The following is a 26,984-nucleotide window of genomic DNA, read 5'->3' as shown; positions in this document are numbered from 1 at the left end:
AGGAATAGACAATGGAACTTTTTAAATATATGGAACGATACGATTATGAACAGCTTGTATTTTGTCAGGATGAGCAGTCGGGCTTAAAGGCCATTATTGCGATTCATGATACAACACTTGGGCCGGCACTAGGCGGAACGAGAATGTGGACGTATGAAAACGAAGAAGCAGCCATCGAAGATGCTTTGCGTCTAGCAAGAGGGATGACTTATAAAAATGCGGCAGCAGGGCTTAATCTTGGCGGCGGGAAAACAGTCATCATCGGTGATCCGAGAAAAGACAAGAATGAAGAAATGTTCCGTGCGTTTGGACGTTACATTCAAGGGCTGAATGGCCGCTATATCACAGCTGAAGATGTCGGAACAACTGTTGAAGATATGGATCTTATCCATGAAGAAACAGACTTTGTTACAGGCATCTCTCCTGCGTTTGGTTCTTCCGGGAACCCATCTCCTGTCACAGCTTATGGTGTATATAAAGGGATGAAAGCAGCTGCTAAAGCTGCTTTCGGGACGGATTCATTAGAAGGAAAAACGATTGCCGTCCAAGGTGTTGGAAATGTGGCCTACAATCTGTGTAAACATCTACATGAAGAAGGCGCACAGCTGATTGTGACAGATATCAACAAAGACTCTGTTCAGCGAGCGGTAGAAGACTTCGGTGCAAAAGCTGTAGACCCTGACGATATTTATGATCAAGCATGTGATATTTATGCGCCGTGTGCACTAGGTGCAACCATTAACGATATGACGATTCCTAAACTAAAGGCAAAAGTCATTGCAGGTGCAGCGAATAATCAGCTAAGAGAAACTCATCACGGGGATCTTATTCATGAAATGGGCATTGTGTATGCACCTGATTATGTCATCAATGCAGGTGGTGTGATTAACGTTGCTGATGAGCTTTACGGTTATAATGCTGATCGTGCAATGAAAAAAGTCGAAGGCATTTACCAAAATATTGAGCGTGTCATTGAAATTTCAAACCGTGATGCCATTCCAACCTATAAAGCGGCAGACCGATTGGCTGAAGAGCGAATTGAAAGAATGCGCAAATCAAGAAGTCAATTCTTGCAAAATGGTCAACATATTTTAAGTCGTCGCTAATTTGAAGAATGAGTTGAAACGGAGGTTTTGTTTTTGCAAACAAAAGAATGGCGTATTCTCACGATTAATCCTGGCTCTACTTCAACAAAAATCGGTGTGTTTCATAATGAACGGTCCATCTTTGAAACGACACTAAGACATACAGATGAGGAATTAAAGCAGTTTCCTCATATCATTGATCAATTTTCATTTCGTAAGGAAACAATTCTGAAAACCCTGCATGAACAGGGGATGAACATCTCAAAGTTTGATGCAGTTTGTGCACGCGGCGGTCTTCTTCGCCCAATTGAAGGAGGCACATATGAAGTAAATGAGCAAATGGTCGAGGACCTAAAAGCAGGGTATGCCGGACAGCATGCGTCCAACCTAGGCGGTATCATTGCACGAGAAATTGCACTCGGCCTGAATATCCCAGCTTTTATTGTCGATCCAGTTGTAGTGGATGAACTAAAGCCAATTGCTCGTATTTCAGGGCTGCCAACGATTGAGAGAAAAAGCATTTTTCATGCCTTGAATCAAAAGGCGGTCGCAAGAAAAACAGCCGCTTCGTTTGGAAAGCGTTACGAAGATTTGAACATGATCATTACGCATATGGGCGGCGGTATCACAATTGGTGTACATGAAAAAGGAAAGGTCATTGATGTCAATAACGGGCTTCATGGCGAAGGCCCTTTTAGCCCAGAGCGGGCAGGTACGCTTCCAACCGGTGACCTCGTCAACCTTTGCTTTTCTGGTGAATACTCGCAAGAGGAAATGCTCAAGCGCATTATTGGTGAAGGTGGTCTTGCGGGCTATCTCGGCACGACAGATGCTGTCAAAGTAGAGCGCATCATTGAAGCAGGAGATGAACGTGCAGCGCTTATTTATGAAGCGATGTGCTATCAAATCGCAAAGGAAATTGGTGCAGCTAGTGCGGTTTTGAAAGGAGCAGTTGACGTCATTGTGTTAACAGGCGGCCTTGCGTACAGCAAACAAATTACGTCAAGTATTAGAGGGTACATTGACTGGATTTCAGATGTCGTTGTCTATCCAGGTGAAAACGAATTGCAATCCTTAGCAGAAGGTGCACTTCGTATTTTAAAAGAAGAAGAATCACCGAAAGAATACCCAAATGATCAAAGGACAAAGAAAGGAGTGACAAGTCATGGCAACTGAATATGACCTCGTCATTCTTGGTGGAGGCACAGGCGGCTATGTAGCGGCCATCCGTGCCTCGCAGCTTGGATTGAAAACAGCAGTCGTAGAAAAATCACAGCTTGGAGGAACATGTCTTCATAAAGGCTGTATTCCGTCTAAAGCGCTGCTCAGAAGTGCAGAAGTTTATCAAACGGTTAAACGTGCGGCCGATTTCGGCGTGGAGGCAAGTGGTATCGCCTTACAATTTGCAAATGTGCAGAAAAGAAAAGCAGAGATTGTAGAAAAGCTAGCAGGCGGCGTTAAACACTTAATGAAGCAAGGAAAAATTGATGTATACGAAGGGCTTGGTCGTATACTTGGCCCATCTATCTTTTCGCCAATGCCAGGAACCATCTCTGTAGAAATGGCGAATGGGGATGAAAATGAAATGCTGATTCCAAAGCAGGTCATCATTGCGACAGGTTCAAGACCGCGCGTGCTGCCTGGGCTTGAAGCAGACGGAACGCACATCCTGACATCAGATGATGCACTTGAACTGCAAGAGCTGCCTCAGTCGATACTGATTGTCGGCGGCGGGGTGATCGGGATCGAGTGGGCATCCATGCTGAATGATTTTGGGGTGAAAGTCACTGTAATCGAGTATGCAGATCGCATTTTGCCAACAGAAGATCAAGACATTTCTAAAGAAATGGAAAAGCTTTTATCTAAAAAAGGTATCACCTTTGTCACAAATGCGAAGGTACTGCCAGATACAATAGAAAAGCAAGAGAATTTCGTCAAGATTCAAGCGGAAAAGGACGGAGACATTCAGTTGTTTGAAGCGGAAAAACTCCTTCTTTCAGTCGGTCGAGTACCAAATATTGAAGGTATAGGGCTCGAAAATACGGAGATCCAAACAGAAAAGCATGGCATTGTCGTGAATGAACATTATCAAACGAAGGAATCACATATTTACGCGATAGGAGATGTCATTGGCGGGCTTCAGCTGGCACATGTGGCTTCACACGAAGGCATGATTGCCGTGGAACATATGGCCGGAAAAGAACCGAAGCCGCTCGATGAAACGCTCGTGTCTAAATGTGTTTACTCTCACCCAGAAACCGCTAGTGTTGGACTCACTGAACAATCGGCAAAAGACCAAGGGTATGAAGTGAAGATTGGGAAATTCCCTTTCATGGCGATTGGAAAAGCTCTTGTGTTTGGGGAGTCTGATGGATTTGTCAAAATCATTGCCGATCAAAAAACAGATGATATCTTAGGGATTCATATGATTGGTCCTCATGTAACAGATATGATATCTGAAGCTGGATTAGCCAAAGTACTTGATGCAACGCCGTGGGAAGTGGGGCAAACAATTCACCCGCATCCAACCTTGTCAGAGGCGATTGGCGAGGCAGCACTTGCTGTTGACGGTAAGGCGATCCATTTTTAATCAAGGAGGGAAACATGATGAGTAACATGCGTCATCAGGAATTAGGATTATCAGATGAACAAGCAATTGACATATATAAAACAATGCTGCTAGCAAGAAAAATCGATGAACGGATGTGGCTGTTAAACCGTTCTGGGAAAATTCCATTCGTGATTTCTTGTCAAGGGCAGGAAGCGCAGCAAGTCGGAGCAGCCTTTGCGCTCAATAGAGAAGAAGATTATGTATTACCTTACTATCGCGATATGGGGATTGTCCTGGCATTTGGGATGACAGCGAAAGATTTAATGATGTCTGGTTTCGCAAAAAAAGACGATCCAAACTCAGGCGGAAGACAGATGCCGGGTCATTTTGGACAAAAATCAAACCGAATTGTGACCGGATCTTCACCTGTCACAACTCAGGTTCCTCATGCGGTGGGGATCGCACTTGCTGGACGTTTAGAGAAGAAAAACTTTGTCAGCTTTGTCACGTTCGGTGAAGGCTCTTCAAACCAAGGTGATTTTCACGAAGGAGCCAACTTTGCTGCTGTGCATAAACTGCCTGTTATTTTCATGTGTGAAAACAATAAGTACGCAATTTCCGTTCCATACGACAAACAAGTGGCATGTGAACGCATTTCAGATCGTGCGATTGGATACGGAATGCCTGGCATCACCGTAGACGGAAATGATCCGCTTGAAGTATATGCAGCTGTCAAAGAAGCGAGAGATCGTGCGGCGAGAGGCGAAGGGCCAACATTGATTGAAGCTATTTCTTACCGTTTAACTGCGCATTCAAGTGATGACGATGATTCAAGCTATCGAGAAAAAGAAGAAGTGCTCGAAGCGAGAAAGAAAGATCCGCTCATCCAATATGAAACGTATTTAATCGAAGGTAACGTCATGACTTCTGAAATGAAAGAAGAGATGACAAAAGAAATCATGCAAATCGTAAACGAAGCCACTGATGAAGCGGAAAACGCAGCTTATGCTGAAGCAGAAAGCGCACTTCGTTACGTGTATGCGGAGTAAGGGGGAAGAAAAATGCCTGTTATGTCATATATAGACGCCATTACACTGGCGATGAAAGAAGAAATGCAGCGAGACCCGAAAGTGTTTGTGCTCGGAGAGGATGTCGGGAAAAAAGGCGGCGTATTTAAAGCGACAGCGGGTCTTTACGAGCAATTTGGAGAAGCGCGCGTGATGGATACACCACTTGCAGAATCAGCCATTGCTGGTGTAGGTATTGGGGCAGCGATGTATGGAATGCGCCCGATTGCAGAGATGCAATTTGCGGATTTCATTATGCCTGCTATCAACCAAATCATTTCTGAGGCTGCAAAAATTAGATACCGCTCAAATAATGATTGGAGCTGTCCAATGGTCATCCGTGCACCTTATGGCGGCGGTGTTCATGGGGCGCTTTATCATTCACAATCGGTCGAAGCGATTTTTGCCAATCAGCCGGGCTTAAAGATTGTGATGCCTTCTACACCTTATGATGTAAAAGGTCTTTTAAAGGCCGCAGTGCGTGATCCAGATCCTGTATTGTTCTTTGAACACAAACGTGCATACCGTCTCATTAAAGGAGAAGTGCCTGAAGAAGATTATACACTTCCTATTGGAAAAGCAGATGTGAAACGTGAAGGCGATGATATCACGGTCATTACATATGGCCTATGTGTTCATTTTGCGCTGCAAGCAGCAGACCGCCTTGCAAAAGACGGAATTTCCGCTCATATTCTCGATTTGCGAACAGTATACCCGCTTGATCAGGAAGCGATTATTGAAGCGGCATCAAAAACGGGCAAAGTTCTTCTTTTAACGGAAGATACAAAAGAGGGAAGCATTATGAGTGAGGTTGCGGCGATCATTTCGGAGCATTGCTTGTTTGATTTAGATGCACCTATTAAACGTCTAGCAGGACCTGATATCCCGCCAATGCCATATGCCCCGACAATGGAGAAATTCTTCATGGTCAATCCGGATAAGGTAGAAGCTGAAATGAGAGAGCTAGCAGCGTTTTAAGAAAGAGGAGGGTTCCAAGTGGCAATTGAACAAATGAAAATGCCTCAGCTAGGTGAAAGTGTAACAGAAGGAACCATTAGCAAATGGCTCGTTTCACCTGGCGATCAAGTGAATAAATACGATCCTATTGCGGAAGTGATGACGGATAAAGTGAACGCAGAGGTCCCGTCATCCTTTACAGGAACGATTACAAAGCTATCGGCTGAGGAAGGAGAAACACTTCAAGTAGGAGAAGTGTTTTGTGAAATTGAAGTAGAAGGCAGCACGCAGCAGAGTGCAAAAGAAGAAGCGGCACCTGAGCAAAGCGAAGCGCCTGAAGCGGATCAAACAAAAGCGGATCAAAGTCAAAAGAAGCGTTACTCTCCAGCAGTCCTTCGTTTAGCAGATGAGCATGGAATTGATTTAGCGGCTGTTCAAGGAACAGGAGCAGGCGGCCGAATCACAAGAAAAGATTTGCTTCAGCTCATCGAGGGTGGAGGCGTAAAAGAAAAGGCAGCACCTGTCAGTGCAGGAGTGGTCCAAACGGAGCCTCCGCAGCCGTCAAAAGCAAAAGATGCTCCTTCCATCTCTTCAATGCCTGGTGATGTCGAGCTGCCCGTCACGCCGATCCGGCAGGCGATTGCAGCAAATATGCTGAGAAGCAAACATGAAATTCCGCATGCATGGACGATGATGGAAGTTGATGTGACAAACCTTGTGACAAGAAGAAATCAGCTAAAGGATCAATTTAAAGCAAAAGAAGGCTTTAATTTGACGTTCTTTGCATTCTTTGTCAAAGCAGTGGCTCAGGGCTTAAAGGAATTCCCTGAAATGAACAGCATGTGGGCTGGAGATAAAATTGTTCAAAAGAAAGCGATCAATGTTTCGATTGCTGTCGCTACAGATGACGCTCTTTTTGTTCCAGTGATTAAGGATGCTGATGAAAAGACCATTAAGGGCATCGCCAAAGAAATTCATGAGCTTGCTTCCAAGGTAAGAAAAGGAACGCTGAAGCAAAGTGACATGGAAGGTGGCACCTTCACCGTAAACAATACGGGATCATTTGGTTCCATACAATCAATGGGAATCATTAATTACCCGCAAGCGGCCATTTTGCAAGTAGAATCGATCGTGAAGCGTCCAATGATTGTGAGTGGAATGATTGCGGCAAGAGACATGGTGAACCTTTGTCTCTCATTAGATCACAGAGTACTTGATGGTCTTGTGTGCGGCAGATTCCTTCAAAGAATTAAACAAATCCTTGAAGGCATCGACGAGCAGACATCAGTCTATTAAAACCCATTCTAATTTCCCCCTCCCGATCATGAGAGGGGGATTTCCACATCAATGAGAAAGGAGCGATGATATGTCCGGACTAGATTTTTTTGCTTTTTTAACGATTGGCCTCATGTTTATTACAGCGATTGCGTTCACTTTTCTTCGGTATATTTCCAAATCACGGAATCATCCTGAAAGATTACTACTCATCATATCCATTGTTTCGATCATTCAAATTGCGTACTGCTTGCTACTTGTAGGTGGATTTAAAGGAGCAGCAAATAGCTTTTTAGGGTTTTCACTTCTTTTAGGCACACTGCTTGGGTATGCACTTGAATATTTATACAGACGCTACATTAAAAAAACGCCCGAATCTAAATGATCTCGGGCGCTTTCTTTATTCTGCTGGAACAATAAAGGTCAAATGCTGCTTTAATACTTCGAGGGAAGTGGGGGCTGTCATGTATACTTCACCATCTGTATCTGCATCCATTTCCTGTTTTGTATGGATATGAACGCGGGACGCTTGTATGAGAGACAGGTCGCCTGTAAAATCCTCTAGCTCTTCTCGGTTCATTGAAAATATCTCTTTTAAAGCAGAGAAACTAGTACTTCTGCAAATTAAAATTTCGGCTTTTCCATCATCAAATGCTGCATTTGGCAAATCAATTTTATTTGTACCGATAAATTGTCCGTTCATCACAAGCACGATCACAGCTTCCTCTTCCCAGTTTTCCTCTTCGGTTTCAATGCGTACGTGAAAAGGGTCTGTTTGCTGAAGGGTTCGAAGAGCGCTTGTGAAGTAGCTGATTTTGCCGAGTACGGCTTTTTCCTTGTCATTAATATTATTAGAGGTATCTGCAATAAGCCCGATTCCCCAAAAGTTTAAAAGGTATCGATCTTCTGCTTTGATTAAGTCGACCTTTTTTCGGGCGCCGTCTACAATCATTTGAGCAGCTTTTGGCATTTGTTGAGGTATGCCTAGCGTTCTAGAAAAATCATTGCATGTCCCGCCAGGCAATATCGCTACAGCAGGTCTTTTTGCTAAACCGCCGATTCCGTTTATACATTCATGGACGGTTCCATCCCCTCCTAATATAATCAGCAATTCAACCGTTTCATCTATCCTGCGGCAGAAATGATACGCATCATTTGGTTGTTTTGTCGGTTTAAGGATGAGTTCATCAATATGTAGAGAAAGAAGGGGCACTGTTTGACCTAGCGTTTTTTCCATGTTTTTTTGTCCAGCATTTCCATTATAAATAAGCATCGCTTTTTTGAATTGTGCCATCACGCAGTTCTCCCTTTCATTTCTTTATCATCACTTTTCCCCAACTTCACAGCTCATAAACGATGTTTGGAAAAAGTGAATGGGGAGAGACAACACATTTGCCCGCCGGCGTTTTCCTTGATATGATGTAGTTAAAATGGTTTGGTACGTAGAAGGAGTGGACGGAAATGAATATTGATTTTAATTTATTTATGAATGATATTGTGAAACAAGCGAGAGAAGAGATCAAGCAGGCAGGGTACACGGAACTGACAACAGCTGAAGAAGTAGACGAAGCACTAACGAAAAAAGGCACGGCACTTGTGATGGTGAATTCAGTATGCGGCTGTGCTGGCGGTATTGCAAGGCCAGCTGCTGGCTATTCTGTTCATTACGATAAGCGTCCAGATCAATTGCTCACAGTGTTTGCTGGACAGGACAAAGAGGCAACGGCAAGAGCACGTGAATACTTTGAAGGCTTCCCGCCGTCTTCACCATCATTTGCACTACTAAAGGATGGTAAGATCATCAAAATGGTAGAGCGTCATGAAATTGAGGGACACGAACCAATGGAAGTTGTGTCAAAACTTCAAGCCGCTTTCGATGAGCATTGCGAAGAAATATAAAATGTACCTTTTGAATGAATAAATATGAAGCAGGTCGGTCTTTTGATCGGTCTGTTTTTTTGTTTTATAAGACAATTGAATCAAAACAATTTTAGCAAAATACTATTGCATCTTAAAAAGAAAGTGTTTAAAATACATTATAGTGAATAAATATTCAAATCTACACATGAGTTTAAATACTGGGAGGCATCATCATATGAAAAAGTGGTTATTATTACTTATGACAGCTGGTCTTGCAGCTGCCCTAGCAGCATGCGGAACTTCTTCTAATAATTCAAACGCATCAGGAGACGACAAAACACTCATCATGGCGACATCAGCAGATTATCCGCCATTTGAATCAAAAGATGGCGATAAAGTTGTCGGTTTCGATGTAGATCTTGCAACAGCACTAGCGAAAAAGAACGGCTACAAGCTAGAAATTCAAGATATGGACTTTGCAAGCCTTGTATCAGCACTTAAAACAAACAAAGCTGATATTGTCCTTGCAGGAATGACACCTACAGAAAAACGTAAAAAACAAGTTGATTTCTCTGATGTCTATTACAATGCTGAAAACTTGGTTGTATCAAAGAAATCTAGCGGAATGAAAGCAGAGAAAGATTTAAAAGACAAAACAGTCGGCGTTCAATTAGGTTCTATTCAACAGGATGAAGCAAACGGTTTGCAAAAGAAATATAACTTAACAGTGGAAGATCGTAATAAAATCTCTGATATCATTCAGGAGATCAAAGCAGGCCGCTTTGATGCAGCGATTATTGAAGATAAAGTAGCTGCTGGTTACTTAAAAAAGGAAAAAGAATTTCAAGCATTTGGATTGAATAGCTCAAACGAAGGGTCAGCCATTGCATTCAAAAAAAATAGTGACTTAACAGCGAAATTCAATAAATCTTTAAAAGAAATGAAGGATAATGGCGAACTTGATCAATTGATTAAAAAATGGTTTGCTGATGAAAAATAATGCAGGAAAAGGATCAGCGTCATTCATGAAAATCAAGTAGTAAGCGCTGAAAAGTTCAACATGTGTTGAACTTTTTCCTGTTTATTCTTTGATTTCGTATGAAGGCAAAAAAAGGAGAATATCATGATGGATTTTAAAGATGTAATACCTCAAATGCCCTTTATTTTAGAAGGTCTTAAGGTCACGCTTTCTATTGTAGTGGTGTCACTTTTTCTTGGTTTTATCTTAGGAATTTTATTAACACTCTGCAAAATTAGTGTATTTAAGCCGCTCATTTGGCTTGCAGATTTTTATACGTCAATCTTCCGAGGCACACCGCTTGTGCTTCAGCTTCTGATTATCTATTTTGGTCTGCCTCAGCTACTTGGCTTTCAAATCGATCAATACTGGGCTGCTGTAGCGGCATTTTCACTCAACTCGGCGGCATACGTATCTGAAATTATTCGAGCTGGTATTAATGCCATTGATAAAGGTCAAAAAGAAGCGGCCGTTGCTTTAGGCATCCCTTATGCTAAAATGATGAAGGACTTATTGCTTCCGCAAGCATTCAAAAATATTTCACCTGCACTTGTGAACGAAACGATTACACTGACAAAAGAATCAGCGATTGTCACAGTCATTGGACTGGGCGATGTCATGAGACGAGCCTACCAAGCAGGTGCCGTCACGTATAATTATCTTGAACCGCTTATTTTTGCGGGTCTCATCTATTATGTCATCGTGCTTGTTCTCACCTTTGTCGGCAAATCGGTGGAAAGGAAGTTAAAATCAAATGATTAAAATAGAGAAGCTCACAAAATCTTTTGGCAAAAATGAAGTACTAAAAGGAATCGACACCACCATTAAAGAAGGGGAAGTAGTCGCGGTCATTGGTCCATCTGGTTCAGGAAAATCGACGTTCCTTCGCTGCATCAACTTACTTGAAAAGCCGACTTCCGGTGTCATTACGATTAAGGATACGGAGATTACAAATCCAAAAACAAATGCACTAAAAGTACGTGAGAACATTGGAATGGTGTTTCAGCATTTCCACCTGTTCCCGCATAAAACCGTGCTGGAAAATATTACGTATGCACCAATGAACGTGAAGAATCAATCGAAGGAAGACAGTATCAAACAAGCCGAGGATCTGTTAAAAAAGGTAGGGCTTTTAGAGAAAAAAGATGATTTCCCGAACCGCTTGTCCGGTGGTCAAAAGCAGCGTGTGGCCATTGCACGTGCGCTTGCGATGACACCAGACATTATGCTGTTTGACGAACCAACTTCTGCACTTGATCCTGAAATGGTGAAGGAAGTATTAGAGGTCATGAAAGAGCTGGCTCAATCAGGAATGACGCTCATGATCGTCACACATGAAATGGGCTTTGCAAAAGAAGTGGCTGACCGCGTCATCTTTATGGATGACGGGAAAATTGTGGAGGATGCGAACCCTGTGCAATTTTTTGAATCACCGTCTTCACAGCGTGCGCAAGACTTTCTGCAAAAAATATTATAAAGAAAAAAGAGAAGGAGACTTAACATCTTCTTCTTTTTTTGATTATAATGGGGAAAGTAAAAAAAGTTCATCATTTCACAAAAGTGAATGGAAACAAGACAGAAAAGAGTGAATCACATCATGTTTAAAATCGGCTACCGAACGCTGAAAACAGCATTAGGAACAGCTATAGCCATTTATATTGCACAAATGCTTGGCTTGGAAAATTATTCAGCTGCCGGGATTATTACGATCCTTTGCATTCAAGTGACGAAAAAAAGGTCACTGATAGCATCAGGCGCCCGGTTTGCCGCATGCAGTCTCGCCATCTTATTTTCTTATTTATTTTTCGATCTGATTGGTTATCATCCTTTCGTTATTGGTCTAATGCTGCTCGTCTTTATTCCGACAACCGTTTTGCTCAGAATGAAAGAAGGGATTGTCACAAGCTCTGTGATCATTCTTCATTTGTACATGTCCGGCGGGATTACCCTTCAGCTCATCTGGAATGAGCTGCTGCTGATCACAATTGGTGTTGGGGTAGCCCTCATTATGAACCTGTATATGCCAAGTGTCGATAAAAAGCTCAAACGATACAGTGAACAAATTGAAGCCAATTTTGCGAAAATCTTTGAAGAAATCGAGCAATACTTAATGACAGGGAAACAAGACTGGACAGGGAAAGAAATACCAGAGACACACCAATTGATCAAAGAAGCGAAAGCTCTCGCATATCGTGATGTTGAAAACCATGTGCTAAGGCATGAAAATCTGTATTATCATTATTTCAACATGAGACAAAAGCAATTTGAAATCATTGAGCGCGTACTTCCGAAAATTACGTCTATTTCCATCACAACGGAGCATGGGCAAATTATTGCAGAATACGTCAGAGACTTGCGCGAACATATTCACCCAGGTAACACGGCGCATAAGTTTTTAAGACGCTTGGTTGATATGAAAGAAGAGTTCGATGCCCTCCCGCTTCCGCAAACACGAGAAGAATTTGAGGCAAGAGCCGCACTCTTTCATTTCCTCGGGGAAATGGAACAATATTTAGTGCTGAAAAGCTATTTTAAAGGCATGAAAGAATAGAGACGCATGAGTTCCTCCTTCATTGGTCAATCTAATGAAAAAAGGAGGAGCCTATGCGTCTTTTATTTTATATCGTGCTGACCATGTCCCTTTCGCCTATTTGGCCGCTTGGACAGAACCCGCTTCCCGGAGACCCATTTGTCATTATTAATAAACAAACGAATGAACTTGCCTTTATTGATCAAGGAAAAATCCAAAACGTATATCCTGCCTCTACAGGGAAAACAGTTGAGTTAACGCCAGAAGGTGAATTTACCATTATGATTAAAGCGAAAGATCCTTATTACAGAAGAAAGAATATTGAAGGCGGTGCGAAGAATAACCCTCTTGGCCGAAGGTGGATTGGATTTGATGCACGAGGGACAGATGGAAGAACCTATGGGATTCATGGAACAAGCGACGAAACATCGATAGGGAAATTTATCACGGCAGGCTGTGTGAGACTTCATAATCAAGATGTAGAACGACTGTTTGACCAGCTTCCAATTGGAACAAAGGTGTGGATTACAAAATCAAGCGATTCATTTGAAAAGCTAGCCAAAGACAAACAGGCCATTCGTTGATCGAACGAATCACCTGCTTGTCTGCTTTTATCAAAACCTTATAAAAAGGTTGCCGCTCCTGCTAATAGTGAAGAAATTAACAGCAAGCTAATCATGAGCAATACCATAAATTTCATGAATTTCTGAGACATATCGCACCCCTATTACGGAAGATTTTTGCGACGAGCGCACCTTTCTTTATTCTAGCTCGTTTTTTCGTACGCGACAAGTGATCAACAAAGGAAGTGAACAAATGAACCAAATCGATCATATCGCCATTGCTGTCTTTTCTATTAAAGAAACAAGTCAAACGCTTCATCAGCTGTTTAACTGGCAATTTTCAGACATACAAGAAATTCCTGAACAAGAGATTAAGGCGTCCTTCGCTTCACTTGGTGACCTGCACATTGAATTGATTGAACCGATGGCAGATCATAGCAAATTACATACCTTCTTAACAAAAAGAGGAGAGGGTCTTCATCATATCGCATTAAAGTCAGATGACATTCAGGCTGATCTTAGCCATCTTGATCACTTAGACGTGCAGCTTTTTCAAAAAACAGCACAAATGGGTGCCAGCGGAAAGCGTATCGCGTTTATTTCACCAAAAGAAACATCCGGTGTGTTAGTTGAATTGTGTGAGCCCTTGAAAGGAGAGAAATATGGCGATGAATGAATCGTTCAATGACTTGTCCGAATGGCGAGAGAAGGCTTTAAAGGGCGGTGGTGAAAAACGATTAGCGGCCCACCGAAACAAAGGAAAGCTGACTGTTCGTCAGCGGCTGCATGACCTTCTTGACCAGCACAGCTTGATGGAAATTCAGCCATTTGCAAAAGGTCACAGGTCAGAGCATGTAGGTGACGGCGTCGTCATTGGAACGGGACTCATTCATGGAAGGCCCGTATGTGTTTATGCACAAGATGCGACCGTATATGGGGGCTCGTTAGGCGAAATGCATGCCAAAAAAATTGCCTCTTTAATGGATCTGGCGGCTAAAAATCAAATGCCTATCATCGGTCTAAAAGACTCAGGTGGTGCGAGAATTCAAGAGGGTGTGGTATCATTAGAAGGATACGGTCAGATTTTTAAACGAAACGTGTTGTACTCTGGTCAAATCCCGCAAATATCCGTTATTTTAGGCGCATGTGCTGGAGGTGCAGTTTATTCTCCTGCATTGACTGATTTTGTCTTCATGACGGAGCAAACAGCCCATATGTTTTTAACTGGTCCGAAAGTCTTAGAAAAGGCAACAGGAGAAACGGTCTGTCCTGACCGGCTTGGCGGTGCAAGTGTTCAGCATCAGACAAGCGGGAATGTGCACTATACTGGGAAAGATGAGAGAGACGTGTTAAAAGCGGTTCGAACTCTTTTAACGTACATACCAACGAAACAACAGGCTGTCATTCATAGAGAGGCACGAAAGTATGATGCCATCGATCCAGGCGACATCTTGCCAAAGGATCCATCACGCACCTATGATGTCAAACAAGTGGTGACAGCGATAACGGATCACGGCTCATTCTTTGAAACGCAGCCTTGTTTCTCGAAAAATATCGTCACAGGTTTTGCCAGATTACAAGGGTCTTCGATTGGTCTTGTCGCCAATCAGCCAAAGGTGCTGGCAGGAAGCCTTGATCTTGATGCTGCTGATAAAGCGGCCAGGTTTATTCGGTTTTGCGATGCGTTCCATATTCCCATCTTAACTCTTGTGGACGTTCCTGGGTTTTTACCAGGGGAGAAAGCCGAGCATGCGGGAATTATCCGGCACGGCGCGAAGCTTTTATATGCGTACGCAGAGGCGACAGTTCCAAAAATCACCGTGATTTTAAGAAAGGCGTTTGGCGGTGCATATGTCGCTATGAATAGTAAGGGCTTAGGCGCTGACTTTGTTTATGCATGGCCAGAGGCAGAAATTGATGTCATGGGAAAAACGTTCGCAGACGAAATTGTTCATCCTGCTTCGCGGGAGTTTGACAAAGAACCGAGTGTATTGAAAGCGGCTCAGTCAGGACTGGTAGACGATATTTTAACGCCAGCTGAAACGAGAGAGCGATTGATTCGCTCATTTGACCTGCTTCGCAGTAAAGAAGAAGATAGACCGTTAAAAAAGCATGGCAACATGCCGCTATAAGAGGAGGAGCACCATCATGATCAATGAGAAACGCTTACTAGACGAATTTTTAGAACTTGTTCAGGTTGATTCGGAAACAAAACACGAAGAAAAAATTGTTGAAGTATTAAAAGAAAAATTCACGCAGCTTGGTCTTAAAGTGGTTGAAGACGATTCAAAAGCGACAACTGGCCACGGTGCAGGTAACCTGATCTGCACACTGGAAGGAAATCAACAGGCGGATACGATCTATTTCACTTCTCATATGGACACTGTTGTTCCAGGGAATGGCGTAAAACCAGTCATTGAAGACGGATATGTGAAAACAGATGGAACAACCATTCTTGGTGCTGACGATAAAACAGGACTTGCTGCTATGTTTGAAGCCATCCGCGTGCTGAAAGAGAAGAATTTGCCTCATGGAACGATTGAATTTGTCATCACGGCAGGTGAAGAATCAGGACTTGTTGGAGCAAAAGCGTTAGATCCAAAACGAATGACAGCGAAATATGGCTATGCTCTTGATTCAGATGGAAAGGTCGGTACGATTATCGTGGCTGCGCCAACACAGGCAAAAGTACGCGCAACCATTTATGGAAAAACAGCTCACGCAGGTGTAGCACCTGAAAAAGGCGTGTCTGCGATTACGATTGCATCAAAAGCGATTGCCAGCATGCCGCTTGGCCGCATTGATGAAGAAACAACGGCGAATATCGGCCGTTTTGAAGGCGGAACGCAAACGAATATTGTCTGCGATCAAGTCGATATTCTTGCTGAGGCACGCTCTTTAGAACCTGCAAAAATGGAAACACAAGTAGCAAAGATGAAAGAAGCCTTTGAAAAAACCGCTAAAGAAATGGGCGGAAGTGCCGATGTACAAATTGACATCATGTATCCAGGCTTCAAATTCTCTCACGGCGATCAAGTCGTAGAAGTGGCGAAAAAAGCGGCTGCGAAAATTGGCCGTCCTTCAGAACTACAGACAAGCGGTGGAGGCAGTGATGCAAACGTCATTGCCGGGAACGGCGTCCCAACCGTCAACCTAGCTGTTGGATATGAAGATATTCATACGAAAAATGAGAAAATGCCGATTGAAGAATTAGTCAAAACAGCTGAAATGGTTCTCGCCATTATCGAAGAAACGACAAATCCATCGTAAAGGCAGGAGACTCTGTGAGCACGCAAAAGATCATTATTTTCCAGGTGGGACAAGAGGATTTTGGCATCAGTGTAGAGCATATTCGGTCGATTGAGAAGGTCCCTTATTTACAAGAAGTATCGAACCTTCCAAAAGAGATTAAAGGACTCATGTCATTAAGAGGAGAGGTTATTCCAGTCAGCGACACAGGTGTGATGCTTCACGGAAAGTCTCTTGATGTGAACGAACAGTCCAAGGTTTTACTATTTGAATTAAACGATCAAATGATTGGCTGCCTTGTCTCAGATGCAAAAGATATCATTGATATCGAGCTAAGCGAGATCAAGCCATTTCATATGAACACAAAAGCATCTGAATATTTCTTCGGCGTTGTGGAGAGAGAGAACAAGATGATTTTACAAGTCGACCCAAGTAAGTTTCTTGGGAAAATTGAGGACCTCGATCAATTGCCAGAGCGAATGAAAGAAGAATTGGCTTAAAGAAAAGCCCCTTATCAAAGGATAAGGGGCCTATTTTTATTCAGCAGCGGGCTTGACTTGATCGTTTGCCTCAGCTTTCGTTTTTGACTTTTGGTACATCACATTTAAAATAATCGTCTGAATCGTGAGTAATAGTCCGCTTGTCATCCAGTATAAAGGAAGAGCAGCAGGGGCATTGATTGAAATAAATAGCATCATGATAGGAAAAATCATGCCCATGATTTTGGCCTGCTTGAGCGCAGCCTCTGTTTGGGTGCCTGATTGCTTCGCATATCTTTGCGTGACATAAAATTGTAAGAAATACATAGCGCCTGCAAAGATCGCTACGAATACATCAGTTTGTCCTAAGTTAAACCATAAGAACGAATGCGTTGCGATCTCTGGTGTTGAGCGGATAGCGGAGTAAAAGCCGAGAACAATTGGAATTTGAATCAGCATAGGCAGACAGCCCATCGCCAGCGGGTTCACGTTGTTCTCTTTGTAAATATTCATCATTTCCATTTGCAGTTCTTTTTGTTTCTCAGGTTCTTTCGTTTTCTTCAATTTGCTTTGTATTTGGTCAATCTGAGGTTTGATCAATGCCATTTTCTCCTGCATGACTTTTTGTTTCTTAAATTGATTCGCAAAAAGCGGGAAAATGAGCAGGCGTACAATGAGTGTTACAAACATAATGGATAAGCCATAATCATCATGAAAGAAGTTCGCAAGCCAAATGATCAACTCAGAAAAAGGCTGGACAAAATAATGATGGAAAAACCCATCAGAGCTCGTATTCGTTTGCGCACTTGCCGCAAATGCAGGTGAGGCAATCATCATTAAACATAAAGTGGTACAAATAGTCAATAAACGTTTCAATTCGTTTCCTCCTCATTTTTTAAAAAATTAATTAGAGAGAGGAAGCGAATGGTCTTCATCATCATTTGATGATCTTTTCATTCGAATGACTTTACTAATCCAAGTTGTAATGCGATCATATATGATAAACAGAAAGTCTGTTCGATTCAAGCAAGATGCGTCCAACTCTTCCAAACGATGTCCACCAAGGTGCTCGTTCATTCGGCAATCTTTTAATAAAAACGCAATGCCGATGGCCGTCAGTGCTGGAAGAATAATCGTAAAGAATTCAACAAGGAAAAAGACTTCATTGAATGTATCAATAATCATGATTATCACATCCATTTCATTACTCACAGTGTACTATACACCATATGAAATGTCTATTGTAACAAACATGAAGTGACGAAGATCAGATAGATGTAGGAGGCAGGCAAATGGCTGATTCTCAAAGGAAGGGACGAATCATTTTTCATATTGATATGAATAGTTTTTATGCATCGGTAGAAATGGCGTATGACTCTTCTCTGAGAGGGAAACCTTTAGCCATTAGCGGAAATGCGAAAGAGCGTAAAGGGATTGTTGTGACGTGCAGCTACGAGGCAAGGGCATTAGGTGTGAAGCCGCCGATGCCATTGTGGGAAGCGAAGCGGCTTTGTCCGGGACTGATTGTCCGATCGCCAAACTTTGACCGATATCGCAGCTCCTCACAAGAAATGTTTACGATACTAAGAGAATATAGCGATTTAGTTGAACCAGTATCGATTGATGAAGGCTATATTGATTTAACGCATACGCCATATGCCGAACATGCAGTGAAAACCGCTCATGATATTCAAACGAGGCTAGTAGAAGAGCTCATGCTTCCTTCAAGTATCGGCATTGCACCGAATAAATTTTTAGCCAAAATGGCGTCTAATTGGAAAAAGCCAATGGGTATCACCATTTTGCGTAAACGAGATGTCCCGCAAATGCTCTGGCCGCTGCCAGCAGGTGACATGCACGGTGTTGGGCAAAAAACGGCAGATAAATTGAAAACGATCGGAATTCATACCATTGAAGATTTAGCAAAAGCAAATGAGTATGCGTTAAAAGAATTGTTAGGTATCAATGGGCCGAGATTAAAGCAAAAGGCGAATGGTGAGCATGACGGTATCGTTGATCCAGACAGGATATATGAATTTAAATCCGTCGGTAATTCTTCAACCCTTCCGCATGATTCTGACGATACAGATGAGCTCGTCACTTTAATCGATAAACTGTCACAATCCGTGAGCGCAAGATTAAGGAGAAAAGAAGTGATGGCGAATCGGCTGCTCATTATGATTCGGTATGCTAGCTGGAAAAATATCACGCGAAGCGTCATGCTCACGAATCCAACCGATCGAAAGGAAGATCTATTTGAGGCGGCAAAGCAGTTATTCCTTAAGCATTGGAATGACCAGCCGGTAAGGCTCTTAGGTGTGACGGGGACAGATCTTGTAGAACGAAAATCAGCCGTCAAGCAGCTTGATTTATTTTCTTATACAGAAGATGCAAAAGAAGAGCCGCTTCAATCCATTTTAGACGATCTCAAAGAAAAATACGGAAAACCATTGATTCAAAGAGGGATGACCATTAAGGAAAAAGAGAGCAAAACAAGGGGTACAAGTTTTAATAAAGACTTTTTTCAGGACGAAAGAGGAAATGACTAGCCTGAAAACTTGATAAAAGAGGTGATGTTGTGGTAATTTCAAAGGGTACATCATTTCAGCAGTAATCAATATAGTGTGTTAGAAGGGACGTCAGAATTATGTCAAAACAACAAATCGGTGTGGTTGGACTAGCCGTTATGGGGAAAAACCTTGCCCTTAATATTGAAAGCCGCGGTTTCTCCGTGTCTGTTTATAACAGATCTAGCAGCAAAACAGAAGAATTTCTTCAAGAATCAAAAGGGAAAAACGTTGTAGGCACATACAGCATCGAAGAATTTGTTCAGTCGCTTGAAACACCGCGTAAAATTCTTTTAATGGTGAAAGCTGGTGCAGCAACGGATGCAACCATTCAATCATTACTTCCTCACCTAGAGAAAGGTGACATTTTAATTGATGGTGGAAATACATATTACAAGGATACACAAAGACGTAATCAAGAGCTTGCGGAAAGTGGCATTCACTTCATTGGAACGGGTGTTTCTGGCGGTGAAGAAGGCGCACTAAAAGGCCCATCTATCATGCCTGGCGGTCAAAAAGAAGCGCATGAACTAGTGAAACCAATTTTAGAAGCGATCTCTGCAAAAGTAGACGGCGAGCCTTGTACAACGTATATCGGTCCAGATGGAGCAGGACATTATGTCAAAATGGTCCATAACGGCATTGAGTACGGAGACATGCAATTGATCTCTGAGTCATACTTTATCTTGAAGCATGTCGCTGGATTATCAGCACAAGAGCTTCATGAAGTATTCTCAGAGTGGAATAAAGGCGAGCTTGACAGCTACTTAATCGAAATTACAGCTGATATTTTCACAAAAGTGGATGAAGAAACAAACCAGCCGCTTGTGGATGTCATCTTAGATAAAGCTGGACAAAAAGGAACTGGAAAATGGACAAGCCAAAGCTCACTTGATCTAGGTGTCCCGCTTCCAATCATTACGGAGTCTGTTTTTGCGCGCTTTATTTCAGCGATGAAAGATGAGCGTGTTGAAGCAAGCAAATTAATCCAAGGCCCTGAGCCGACTCAATCAGCTGATGATAAACAAGCGCTGATCGAAGCTGTCAGAAAAGCTCTATTCATGAGTAAAATTTGTTCTTACGCTCAAGGTTTTGCGCAAATGAAAGCAGCATCTGATGAATATAACTGGGATTTAAAATACGGTGAAATTGCGATGATCTTCCGCGGTGGATGTATCATTCGTGCAGCCTTCTTACAACAAATTAAAGAAGCGTATGACCGTAACCCTGAACTGAAAAACCTATTGCTTGATCCTTACTTCAAGGATATCGTCGAAAGCTATCAATCATCACTTCGTAAAGTCATTTCACTTGCAGTTGAACAAGGAGTTCCTGTTCCTTCATTCTCAAGTGCACTTGCTTACTTTGATAGCTATCGCACAGCTGTGCTTCCAGCGAACTTAATTCAAGCACAACGTGACTACTTCGGTGCACATACGTACGAGCGAACAGATAAAGAAGGCGTATTCCATACTGAATGGATGAAATAAGCATAAAGCGGCAGAAAACCTTACCTTTGGTAAGGTTTTTTTGTTTTCATATTTCCGGCTAAAAATGCGAAAAAGAGGGATGCTATGTAAAAAAGAATGAAAGTAGGGATAGAGGTGGGCATTTTATATGCACTTCTCCCAGCGATATTTTGGGGAAGTATTGTTCTCATCAGTGTTAAACTTGGCGGTAATGCGTACCAGCAAACACTTGGCATTACCCTTGGCGCCTTTTTATTTTCAATTGGCGCCTTTTTGATCAAAATGCCCGTGCTCACACCGCTTATTTTTGCGGTTTCAGTCATTTCAGGGATTTTTTGGAGTATTGGCCAAATGAATCAGCTCTCAAGTGTCGCCTTTCTCGGAGTGTCTAAGGCAGTTCCTTTATCAACGGGCATGCAGCTTGTGAGCACAACATTATTTGGCGTCATGGTCTTCAAAGAATGGCAAACGATGACGGTCATACTTATTGGTTCTTGTGCCATTTTACTGATCATTGCAGGCGTTGTGATGACATCACTCGGTCAAAAAAAGAATGGCGGGAATGGCGGAGGCAATTTTAAAAAAGGGATCATCATTCTACTCATTTCAACCGTTGGCTACGTCGGATATGTCGTCATTTTAAGATGGTTTGATATTGATGGATGGTCTGCCCTCGTCCCGCAATCCGTCGGCATGCTGCTTTCATCCTTGGCCATTAGTCTAAAGCAAGATCCGTTTAGCAAATATACGTTCAGAAATATCATTGCAGGGCTTGTTTGGTCGACAGGAAATCTAGGGCTTCTTTTAGCCATTCCGCTAATTGGCGTAGCCGTGAGCTTTTCGATGTCACAGACAGGGATTGTCATCTCAACATTGGGCGGCATTTACTTATTAAAAGAGAAAGCATCTAAAACAAGCTTTGTGATTGCAGGCTGCTTGATGATCATTGCAGGCGGCGTGCTATTAGGCTTTACAAAATAGGAGGTTAAACGAATGTATCCAGATTTAGAAGGAAAAACAGTACTGATCACTGGAGCAGGTACAGGGATAGGTCAAGCGATGGCGCGCCGATTTGGACAAGAAAAAGCCAATGTGGTGATCAATTACTTCTCCGATAAAGAAAATCCGGATGACACCATTGCGGACATTCAAAAAAATGGCGGACAGGCTGTCAAAATCAAGGGAGATGTATCAAAGGAAGAAGATATGAGAGCGATGATCAAGAAAGCCGTTGATACGTACGGCAGTCTTGATGTCATGATCAATAACGCAGGAATAGAAAATGAAGTTCCTTCGACAGAAATGACGTTAGATAACTGGAATAAAGTGATGTCAACCAATTTAACAGGCATGTTTCTAGGCTGCCGTGATGCACTGAAGTATATGACGGATCATGGAATAGAAGGCTCAATCATTAATATGTCGTCGGTTCATCAGCAAATCCCATGGCCTCATTTCGTCCATTATGCAGCAAGTAAAGGAGGTGCCAAGCTTCTAACAGAAACGCTGGCACTAGAATATGCCCCTAAAAAAATCCGCATAAACAGCATTGCACCAGGAGCGATTGATACCCCAATTAATGCCGAGAAATTTGATGATCCAGCATTGAAAAAAGGCGTCATTGAACTGATTCCAATCGGCTATATCGGAAAGCCTGAAGAAGTGGCAGCATGCGCTGTCTGGCTTGCGTCAAAAGAGGCCAGTTATGTCACAGGATTGACGTTATATGTAGACGGCGGCATGACAAAGTACCCTGGGTTTCAAGCAGGAAAAGGATAAAGAGAAAGACAAAAAGCTAAAGCAAAGATCATTTTACCCTTTGTCAATCATCTGAAAAGAGTATACATAGATATGCTCTTTTTTTATAAAATACAGACAAATAAAATGAAATGTCTAGACATTTAAAAATAAAAATATATAATATTATTTGGAAGCGCTTTTATTACAACAATGGGGTGAGAGAAATGAAACGTATTTTATTAGCATGCAGTTCAGGAATGTCTACGAGTTTACTAGTCACGAAGATGAAAGCCCATGCCGATTCGATTGGGGACGAAGCAGAGATTTGGGCAGTCGGGCAAGATCAAGCGAGAAAAGAAATGGCGAATGCGGATGTGGTGTTAATTGGACCGCAAATGAGCTTTTTAAAAGGCGACCTTCAAAAAGAAGCAAAAAAATACGGGATTGAGGTAGAGGTCATTGATATGCAGGCCTATGGGCTTGCAGATGGACAAAAAGCGTATGAACAAGCGGTTGCATTGATGGGGGAATCTTAAAGGATGGAAAAGAAAACGCTCGAAGGACTCACCGAGGAACAAGTCAGTTTTCAATTGATCTTACACAGCGGCAATGCACGAAGCAAATTGCTTCAATCTCTTAAACAATTTAGAGAAGGTCAAGAAGAAGAAGCGTTTGACCTCATGAAAGAAGCTGAAGAAGATTTGCGGAATGCACATGAAATCCATTTTCAGCTCGTACAGCAGGAGGCAAGCGGGAAAACCACATCATTCTCCTTACTGCTCATGCACGCTGAAGATCACTTAATGTCGACCATTACCATCAAGGAGCTTGTGGGAGAGCTCCTGCCGATATTCCAATCGCTAAAACAATAAAGGGTGTAAACAAGGGGGGAAACCAATGTTTGATAAAATAAGTGCCATTTTGGTTCCGATTGCTGGGAGATTGAACAACAACCGCTATTTAGGCGTATTACGGGATGCCTTTATGCTTGCGTTCCCGCTCACCATCTTTGGATCCATTATGGTTGTGTTAATGAATTTGCCATTTTTAGATAAAATCATGAGTCAAACAGCACTGGAAGGGTTTCAGTCTGCACTGAATATCGCGCCAAGTGCGACCATCAGCATTATGAGTGTGTTTGTTGTATTTGGGATTGGCTACTATTTATCGAAAAGCTATGAAGTGGAAGCTGTATTTGGCGGTGTCATCGCTTTAGCATCGTTTTTACTACTGACGCCATTTTTACTAGAACAAGAGGGCGCTGCTTCCATTGCAGGAGTGATCCCAGTCGACCGCTTAGGTGCAAAGGGTATGTTCCTTGGAATGATTACAGGCTTTTTATCAGCTGAGATTTATCGTTATTTTGTGCAAAAGAAATTCGTCATCAATATGCCTCAAGGGGTTCCACCAGCTGTTTCAAAGTCTTTTGCTGCACTGATTCCGGCTACCCTTACATTAACAGCCTTTTTGCTGATCAATATCATCATTACACAAGGCTTTCACACAAATATGCATGACCTGATTTATCATGCAGTTCAGGCCCCGCTTGTTGGTCTTGGAAGCGGTATCATTCCGACGCTGATCGCCGTTTTCTTTATACAAATTCTTTGGTTTTTTGGATTGCACGGTCAAATTATTATTAACTCTGTCATGGACCCGATTTGGAATACGTTGTCCATTCAAAACCTTGAAAGCTATACAAAAACAGGTGAGGTTCCTAACATCATCAGCAAGCAGTTTATCGAAATCTATACGGTTGGCATGGGTGGAACCGGTATGACGCTGGCTGTTGTGTTTACGATTTTAATTTTCCTGAAAAGTAAGCAATTAAAACAAGTCGCAAAGCTCGGCTTAGGACCAGGATTATTTAACGTCAATGAACCGATTATCTTCGGTTTACCAATTGTGATGAATCCGCTTATTCTGATTCCGTGGATTTTGGCGCCAATGGTCATTACATGTATTTCTTATTTTGCGATGGCAACAGGCATTGTACCGCCGCCGACAGGCGTGAATATTCCATGGACGGTGCCGATCTTTATTAGCGGGATCATGGCAACAAATTCATTAGCAGGCGGTCTGCTTCAGCTGTTTAATTTAATGATTGTGTTTGTCATTTGGTTCCCGTTCCTGAAGTTTATTGACCGTATGAATGTGAAGAATGAAAAAATAACCACAACGGAAAAAACGAAGACAACAAACATCAAAGGCGAAGGAGACTCAATACATGTCGATGGAAAATAACAAGCAATCATATACATTTCCAGAAGGTTTCTGGTGGGGATCTTCTGCCTCTGCCACGCAAACAGAAGGCAGTGTCCTTGGAGATGGAAAGGGACCGAACATTTGGGATCACTGGTTTGAAAAAGAGCCGACACGTTTTTTTAATGGTGTAGGGCCGAGCGTGACATCTCAATTTTACCGAAAGTATAAAGAGGATATCCGCCTTATGAAAGAAATTGGCCACAATTCGTTTCGGCTATCAATTTCATGGTCACGCCTTTTACCTGAAGGAAAAGGAGCGGTCAATGAGGAAGCTGTGTCTTTTTACAATGATGTGATCAATGAACTCATTGCACACGATATCGAACCGTTTGTGAACCTTTACCATTTTGATATGCCAATGGCGCTGCAGGAGAAGGGCGGATGGGTGAACAGGCAGGTGGTAGACGATTATGTCAGCTATGCGGCATTGTGCTTTCAGTTATTTGGCGACCGGGTGAAAAAATGGTTTACCCATAACGAACCGATTGTTCCTGTAGAGGGCGGATATATGTATAGCTTTCATTATCCAAACGAAGTCGATTTCCAAAAGGCAGTGCAAGTCGGTTTTCATGAAATTTTATCAAACGCTAAGGCAATTGCGGCTTACAAAGAGATGCAGCAGGACGGGAAAATCGGCATCATCCTGAATCTCACCCCTTCGTATCCGCGAAGCCAGAATCCTCGGGATGTAGAAGCAGCTGAGATGGCTGACACTTTCTTTAACCGATCCTTCCTAGACCCTGCGGTCAAAGGACACTTCCCTGAAAAACTAGTAGAAGTGTTAAAGAAAGAAGGTTTTATGCCTCGTATGGAGGAAGGAGACCTCGCGCTCATTCAAGAGAATACGATTGATCTTCTCGGTATCAACTATTATCAGCCAAGAAGAGTGAAAGCAAAGGAGCATATGCCGCATCCTCAAGCACCATTTATGCCAGACCATTACTTTGATTCTTTTGATATGCCAGGCAGAAAAATGAATGTGTATCGAGGCTGGGAAATCTATGAAAAAGGCATTTACGATATATTGAAAAAAGTCCAAAAAGACTATGATAATATTGAATGCTTTATTTCTGAAAATGGAATGGGTGTCGAAGGAGAAGAGCGGTTTAAGGATGAGGAAGGCATGATTCATGACGATTACCGCATTGACTTTATTTCTGAGCATCTCAAATGGGTGCATCAAGCCATTCAAGAAGGTAGCAATGTGAAAGGCTATCACCTGTGGACGTTTATGGATAACTGGTCATGGTCGAATGCGTATAAGAATCGTTATGGATTTGTCTCAGTTGACCTTCAAGAAGACGGGAAGCGAACCATTAAAAAAAGCGGATACTGGTTTCAATCTGTTTCAGAGAATAACGGTTTTTAATGAAGATACTTGCTCTTTTCTTAAAAAGGGCAAGTATTTTTCTTATGGCACGGTGCAGAGAATCAAACAAAAATCGCTGGAAGCTTTTAAGCTCACTAGGCTTAGTGTAGAATGAGAGGAAGGCTAAAAAACGCCATAAAGAAAGCGCTATAATATGATATGAAAAAACAAGTCAGTTGGTGGTGTGAGATGAAAAAGTACGAACTCATTTCAGAAGAAATCAGAAAACGAATAGGAACAGCATATTATCCAGAAGATCAACCCATTCCAGATGAAAACTCGCTTGCCGCTGAATTTCAATGTAGCAGAATGACGATGAAGCGTGCGCTCGATCTTCTCGTGGCAGAAGGTCTGCTCTTTAGAAAAAGAGGTCACGGCACATTTATTGTGAAGGCAGCGCTAAATCAAGGTGCAATCAACGTCTCAGGCCATGAAAATAAAGGATTCACGAAAGTCATGGCAGATAAAAACGTGACGAGCCAAATCATTCGCTTTGATGTACATTTCCCAAGTGAAGAGGTGGCAGCCCACCTATCGATTGACTCAAGCACACCCGTTTATGACATCATCCGGCTCCGCCTTGTGGATGAAGAACCTTATGTATTAGAAAAAACGTTTATGCCAGTAAATGTGATTAAGGGAATAGATGAAGAGGTTCTGCTGGGTTCTATCTATGACTACATATCAAAGAAACTTCATTTGAAAGTGGCAGGGGCGCACAAGAAAATAAGGGCGGCAAAATCAGATCAGCTTGATCAGCAGTATTTAGGCTGTGATCCAAGTGATCCGGTGCTTGAAGTCGAGCAGGTTGCTTATTTAAACACAGGCCGGCCTTTTGAATACTCCTTTAGCCATCATCGCTATGATAAATTTGACTTTTCAACTGTTGAAATTACGAAAACAGGACGATAAAAAAAGAGCAGAACCCTTAGGGAGACTG

The 26,984-nt window shown here is 42.4% G+C and carries 30 protein-coding genes; 26 read left to right on the top strand and 4 right to left on the bottom strand.

All coding sequences use genetic code 11. From position 1 onward, the window contains the following. Positions 1 to 11: 11 nt before the first annotated feature. The 7 genes from bcd to ACYH0L_RS10845 all read left to right on the top strand — a co-directional run bounded on the left by bcd (position 12) and on the right by ACYH0L_RS10845 (position 7,320). Positions 12 to 1,106, top strand: coding sequence for a branched-chain amino acid dehydrogenase (gene bcd / locus ACYH0L_RS10875; RefSeq protein ID WP_249705708.1), 1,095 nt, complete (start codon positions 12 to 14; stop codon positions 1,104 to 1,106). Positions 1,107 to 1,139: 33 nt separating this feature from the next. Further along, positions 1,140 to 2,261, top strand: a complete 1,122-nt coding sequence (gene buk / locus ACYH0L_RS10870) for a butyrate kinase (RefSeq protein WP_099726698.1) — start codon at positions 1,140 to 1,142, stop codon at positions 2,259 to 2,261. Next, the gene (gene lpdA / locus ACYH0L_RS10865) at positions 2,251 to 3,675 is read left to right on the top strand and encodes a dihydrolipoyl dehydrogenase (protein WP_256498766.1); all 1,425 of its coding nucleotides are present in this window, start codon (positions 2,251 to 2,253) and stop codon (positions 3,673 to 3,675) included. The genes buk and lpdA overlap by 11 nt, the downstream gene beginning before the upstream one ends. A gap of 17 nt (positions 3,676 to 3,692) precedes the next feature. Next, entirely contained in the window at positions 3,693 to 4,685 is a 993-nt protein-coding gene (locus tag ACYH0L_RS10860; RefSeq protein WP_099726700.1) for a thiamine pyrophosphate-dependent dehydrogenase E1 component subunit alpha, read from the top strand. Positions 4,686 to 4,697: 12 nt separating this feature from the next. After that, positions 4,698 to 5,681, top strand: coding sequence for an alpha-ketoacid dehydrogenase subunit beta (locus tag ACYH0L_RS10855; RefSeq protein ID WP_099726701.1), 984 nt, complete (start codon positions 4,698 to 4,700; stop codon positions 5,679 to 5,681). A gap of 18 nt (positions 5,682 to 5,699) precedes the next feature. Next, the gene (locus ACYH0L_RS10850; protein ID WP_256498765.1) at positions 5,700 to 6,956 is read left to right on the top strand and encodes a dihydrolipoamide acetyltransferase family protein; all 1,257 of its coding nucleotides are present in this window, start codon (positions 5,700 to 5,702) and stop codon (positions 6,954 to 6,956) included. A gap of 70 nt (positions 6,957 to 7,026) precedes the next feature. Next, a complete protein-coding gene (locus ACYH0L_RS10845; RefSeq protein ID WP_099726703.1) occupies positions 7,027 to 7,320 on the top strand; it encodes a YesK family protein in 294 nt (97 codons plus the stop codon). Positions 7,321 to 7,335: 15 nt separating this feature from the next. Here the strand turns inward: ACYH0L_RS10845 and ACYH0L_RS10840 are convergent, their stop codons facing one another. After that, on the bottom strand, positions 7,336 to 8,229 hold the full coding sequence (locus ACYH0L_RS10840) for a YegS/Rv2252/BmrU family lipid kinase (protein ID WP_099726704.1): 894 nt from the start codon (positions 8,227 to 8,229) through the stop codon (positions 7,336 to 7,338). A 167-nt stretch (positions 8,230 to 8,396) separates the two neighbouring features. Between ACYH0L_RS10840 and ACYH0L_RS10835 the strand changes: the two genes are divergently transcribed. The 6 genes from ACYH0L_RS10835 (at position 8,397) to ACYH0L_RS10810 (ending at position 12,927) form a co-directional block, all read left to right on the top strand. Beyond that, the gene (locus ACYH0L_RS10835; protein ID WP_099726705.1) at positions 8,397 to 8,834 is read left to right on the top strand and encodes a BrxA/BrxB family bacilliredoxin; all 438 of its coding nucleotides are present in this window, start codon (positions 8,397 to 8,399) and stop codon (positions 8,832 to 8,834) included. A 196-nt stretch (positions 8,835 to 9,030) separates the two neighbouring features. Next, positions 9,031 to 9,795, top strand: coding sequence for a transporter substrate-binding domain-containing protein (locus ACYH0L_RS10830; RefSeq protein ID WP_099726706.1), 765 nt, complete (start codon positions 9,031 to 9,033; stop codon positions 9,793 to 9,795). Positions 9,796 to 9,921: 126 nt separating this feature from the next. Next, on the top strand, positions 9,922 to 10,575 hold the full coding sequence (gene artQ / locus ACYH0L_RS10825; protein WP_008358556.1) for an arginine ABC transporter permease ArtQ: 654 nt from the start codon (positions 9,922 to 9,924) through the stop codon (positions 10,573 to 10,575). Continuing rightward, positions 10,568 to 11,290 (top strand): arginine ABC transporter ATP-binding protein ArtM, encoded by a 723-nt coding sequence (gene artM, locus ACYH0L_RS10820; protein ID WP_099726707.1) that lies wholly within the window; start codon positions 10,568 to 10,570, stop codon positions 11,288 to 11,290. The genes artQ and artM overlap by 8 nt, the downstream gene beginning before the upstream one ends. Positions 11,291 to 11,410: 120 nt before the next feature. Beyond that, the gene (locus tag ACYH0L_RS10815; RefSeq protein ID WP_099726708.1) at positions 11,411 to 12,364 is read left to right on the top strand and encodes an aromatic acid exporter family protein; all 954 of its coding nucleotides are present in this window, start codon (positions 11,411 to 11,413) and stop codon (positions 12,362 to 12,364) included. Positions 12,365 to 12,417: 53 nt separating this feature from the next. Beyond that, the gene (locus tag ACYH0L_RS10810) at positions 12,418 to 12,927 is read left to right on the top strand and encodes a L,D-transpeptidase (RefSeq protein WP_099726709.1); all 510 of its coding nucleotides are present in this window, start codon (positions 12,418 to 12,420) and stop codon (positions 12,925 to 12,927) included. Between the two features lie 38 nt (positions 12,928 to 12,965). Here ACYH0L_RS10810 and prli42 read toward each other — a convergent pair whose 3' ends face one another. Further along, positions 12,966 to 13,058: a stressosome-associated protein Prli42 gene (gene prli42 / locus ACYH0L_RS10805; protein ID WP_149865350.1), complete on the bottom strand. Its 93-nt coding sequence runs from the start codon at positions 13,056 to 13,058 to the stop codon at positions 12,966 to 12,968. Positions 13,059 to 13,159: 101 nt separating this feature from the next. On the opposite strand from prli42, the gene mce reads away from it, so the two are divergent. Genes mce through ACYH0L_RS10785 form a run of 4 tightly spaced genes read left to right on the top strand, consistent with a single transcriptional unit; the run spans position 13,160 to position 16,655 of the window. Continuing rightward, complete coding sequence (gene mce / locus ACYH0L_RS10800) at positions 13,160 to 13,582, top strand: methylmalonyl-CoA epimerase (protein WP_099726710.1); 423 nt, start codon at positions 13,160 to 13,162, stop codon at positions 13,580 to 13,582. Then, the gene (locus tag ACYH0L_RS10795; protein ID WP_180275485.1) at positions 13,569 to 15,038 is read left to right on the top strand and encodes an acyl-CoA carboxylase subunit beta; all 1,470 of its coding nucleotides are present in this window, start codon (positions 13,569 to 13,571) and stop codon (positions 15,036 to 15,038) included. Before mce ends, ACYH0L_RS10795 begins: the two co-directional genes overlap by 14 nt. A gap of 16 nt (positions 15,039 to 15,054) precedes the next feature. After that, on the top strand, positions 15,055 to 16,176 hold the full coding sequence (locus tag ACYH0L_RS10790; protein ID WP_230030366.1) for a tripeptidase T: 1,122 nt from the start codon (positions 15,055 to 15,057) through the stop codon (positions 16,174 to 16,176). A gap of 14 nt (positions 16,177 to 16,190) precedes the next feature. Further along, on the top strand, positions 16,191 to 16,655 hold the full coding sequence (locus tag ACYH0L_RS10785) for a chemotaxis protein CheW (RefSeq protein ID WP_099726712.1): 465 nt from the start codon (positions 16,191 to 16,193) through the stop codon (positions 16,653 to 16,655). A 36-nt stretch (positions 16,656 to 16,691) separates the two neighbouring features. On the opposite strand, the gene ACYH0L_RS10780 is transcribed toward ACYH0L_RS10785, so the two are convergent. Both ACYH0L_RS10780 and ACYH0L_RS10775 read right to left on the bottom strand, forming a co-directional pair. Then, positions 16,692 to 17,510 carry a membrane protein insertase YidC gene (locus tag ACYH0L_RS10780; RefSeq protein WP_230030365.1) on the bottom strand — a complete coding sequence of 273 codons (819 nt, stop codon included), beginning with the start codon at positions 17,508 to 17,510 and terminating at the stop codon, positions 16,692 to 16,694. A gap of 27 nt (positions 17,511 to 17,537) precedes the next feature. Then, positions 17,538 to 17,819: a hypothetical protein gene (locus tag ACYH0L_RS10775; RefSeq protein WP_099726714.1), complete on the bottom strand. Its 282-nt coding sequence runs from the start codon at positions 17,817 to 17,819 to the stop codon at positions 17,538 to 17,540. A 107-nt stretch (positions 17,820 to 17,926) separates the two neighbouring features. Here ACYH0L_RS10775 and ACYH0L_RS10770 point away from each other — a divergent pair, with 107 nt between their 5' ends. The 9 genes from ACYH0L_RS10770 (at position 17,927) to ACYH0L_RS10730 (ending at position 26,956) form a co-directional block, all read left to right on the top strand. Beyond that, positions 17,927 to 19,183, top strand: a complete 1,257-nt coding sequence (locus ACYH0L_RS10770; RefSeq protein ID WP_482354015.1) for a DNA polymerase IV — start codon at positions 17,927 to 17,929, stop codon at positions 19,181 to 19,183. Positions 19,184 to 19,281: 98 nt separating this feature from the next. Continuing rightward, positions 19,282 to 20,691, top strand: a complete 1,410-nt coding sequence (gndA, locus tag ACYH0L_RS10765) for an NADP-dependent phosphogluconate dehydrogenase (protein ID WP_456002242.1) — start codon at positions 19,282 to 19,284, stop codon at positions 20,689 to 20,691. Positions 20,692 to 20,805: 114 nt separating this feature from the next. Beyond that, positions 20,806 to 21,651: a GRP family sugar transporter gene (locus tag ACYH0L_RS10760; RefSeq protein WP_482354014.1), complete on the top strand. Its 846-nt coding sequence runs from the start codon at positions 20,806 to 20,808 to the stop codon at positions 21,649 to 21,651. A 12-nt stretch (positions 21,652 to 21,663) separates the two neighbouring features. Continuing rightward, positions 21,664 to 22,449, top strand: a complete 786-nt coding sequence (locus tag ACYH0L_RS10755) for a glucose 1-dehydrogenase (RefSeq protein ID WP_482354013.1) — start codon at positions 21,664 to 21,666, stop codon at positions 22,447 to 22,449. A gap of 185 nt (positions 22,450 to 22,634) precedes the next feature. Then, the gene (locus ACYH0L_RS10750; RefSeq protein WP_099726720.1) at positions 22,635 to 22,946 is read left to right on the top strand and encodes a PTS sugar transporter subunit IIB; all 312 of its coding nucleotides are present in this window, start codon (positions 22,635 to 22,637) and stop codon (positions 22,944 to 22,946) included. Between the two features lie 3 nt (positions 22,947 to 22,949). Continuing rightward, positions 22,950 to 23,282, top strand: coding sequence for a PTS sugar transporter subunit IIA (locus ACYH0L_RS10745; RefSeq protein ID WP_099726721.1), 333 nt, complete (start codon positions 22,950 to 22,952; stop codon positions 23,280 to 23,282). Positions 23,283 to 23,307: 25 nt separating this feature from the next. Then, a complete protein-coding gene (gene celB / locus ACYH0L_RS10740; RefSeq protein ID WP_099726722.1) occupies positions 23,308 to 24,654 on the top strand; it encodes a PTS cellobiose transporter subunit IIC in 1,347 nt (448 codons plus the stop codon). Further along, complete coding sequence (locus ACYH0L_RS10735; RefSeq protein ID WP_099726723.1) at positions 24,638 to 26,044, top strand: glycoside hydrolase family 1 protein; 1,407 nt, start codon at positions 24,638 to 24,640, stop codon at positions 26,042 to 26,044. The genes celB and ACYH0L_RS10735 overlap by 17 nt, the downstream gene beginning before the upstream one ends. 189 nt (positions 26,045 to 26,233) lie before the next feature. Continuing rightward, entirely contained in the window at positions 26,234 to 26,956 is a 723-nt protein-coding gene (locus ACYH0L_RS10730) for a GntR family transcriptional regulator (RefSeq protein ID WP_099726724.1), read from the top strand. Positions 26,957 to 26,984 lie beyond the last annotated feature (28 nt).

The organism is Bacillus sp. MC1252 (assembly GCF_056838025.1).
Note: the sequence above shows the minus strand (reverse complement) of the source record. Positions and strands in the feature narration are given on the sequence as shown.

Coding starts and splice junctions, on each gene's coding strand:
- ACYH0L_RS10855 (WP_099726701.1), top strand. CDS start 4,698: ATGCCTGTTATGTCATATATAGACGCCATTACACTGGCGATGAAAGAA.
- bcd (WP_249705708.1), top strand. CDS start 12: ATGGAACTTTTTAAATATATGGAACGATACGATTATGAACAGCTTGTA.
- ACYH0L_RS10795 (WP_180275485.1), top strand. CDS start 13,569: ATGGCGATGAATGAATCGTTCAATGACTTGTCCGAATGGCGAGAGAAG.
- ACYH0L_RS10745 (WP_099726721.1), top strand. CDS start 22,950: ATGGAAAAGAAAACGCTCGAAGGACTCACCGAGGAACAAGTCAGTTTT.
- celB (WP_099726722.1), top strand. CDS start 23,308: ATGTTTGATAAAATAAGTGCCATTTTGGTTCCGATTGCTGGGAGATTG.
- ACYH0L_RS10790 (WP_230030366.1), top strand. CDS start 15,055: ATGATCAATGAGAAACGCTTACTAGACGAATTTTTAGAACTTGTTCAG.
- ACYH0L_RS10770 (WP_482354015.1), top strand. CDS start 17,927: ATGGCTGATTCTCAAAGGAAGGGACGAATCATTTTTCATATTGATATG.
- ACYH0L_RS10735 (WP_099726723.1), top strand. CDS start 24,638: ATGTCGATGGAAAATAACAAGCAATCATATACATTTCCAGAAGGTTTC.
- ACYH0L_RS10840 (WP_099726704.1), bottom strand. CDS start 8,229: ATGGCACAATTCAAAAAAGCGATGCTTATTTATAATGGAAATGCTGGA.
- artM (WP_099726707.1), top strand. CDS start 10,568: ATGATTAAAATAGAGAAGCTCACAAAATCTTTTGGCAAAAATGAAGTA.
- ACYH0L_RS10755 (WP_482354013.1), top strand. CDS start 21,664: ATGTATCCAGATTTAGAAGGAAAAACAGTACTGATCACTGGAGCAGGT.
- gndA (WP_456002242.1), top strand. CDS start 19,282: ATGTCAAAACAACAAATCGGTGTGGTTGGACTAGCCGTTATGGGGAAA.
- lpdA (WP_256498766.1), top strand. CDS start 2,251: ATGGCAACTGAATATGACCTCGTCATTCTTGGTGGAGGCACAGGCGGC.
- ACYH0L_RS10730 (WP_099726724.1), top strand. CDS start 26,234: ATGAAAAAGTACGAACTCATTTCAGAAGAAATCAGAAAACGAATAGGA.
- ACYH0L_RS10810 (WP_099726709.1), top strand. CDS start 12,418: ATGCGTCTTTTATTTTATATCGTGCTGACCATGTCCCTTTCGCCTATT.
- ACYH0L_RS10860 (WP_099726700.1), top strand. CDS start 3,693: ATGAGTAACATGCGTCATCAGGAATTAGGATTATCAGATGAACAAGCA.
- mce (WP_099726710.1), top strand. CDS start 13,160: ATGAACCAAATCGATCATATCGCCATTGCTGTCTTTTCTATTAAAGAA.
- artQ (WP_008358556.1), top strand. CDS start 9,922: ATGGATTTTAAAGATGTAATACCTCAAATGCCCTTTATTTTAGAAGGT.
- ACYH0L_RS10835 (WP_099726705.1), top strand. CDS start 8,397: ATGAATATTGATTTTAATTTATTTATGAATGATATTGTGAAACAAGCG.
- ACYH0L_RS10830 (WP_099726706.1), top strand. CDS start 9,031: ATGAAAAAGTGGTTATTATTACTTATGACAGCTGGTCTTGCAGCTGCC.
- ACYH0L_RS10815 (WP_099726708.1), top strand. CDS start 11,411: ATGTTTAAAATCGGCTACCGAACGCTGAAAACAGCATTAGGAACAGCT.
- ACYH0L_RS10750 (WP_099726720.1), top strand. CDS start 22,635: ATGAAACGTATTTTATTAGCATGCAGTTCAGGAATGTCTACGAGTTTA.
- prli42 (WP_149865350.1), bottom strand. CDS start 13,058: ATGTCTCAGAAATTCATGAAATTTATGGTATTGCTCATGATTAGCTTG.
- ACYH0L_RS10775 (WP_099726714.1), bottom strand. CDS start 17,819: ATGATTATTGATACATTCAATGAAGTCTTTTTCCTTGTTGAATTCTTT.
- ACYH0L_RS10845 (WP_099726703.1), top strand. CDS start 7,027: ATGTCCGGACTAGATTTTTTTGCTTTTTTAACGATTGGCCTCATGTTT.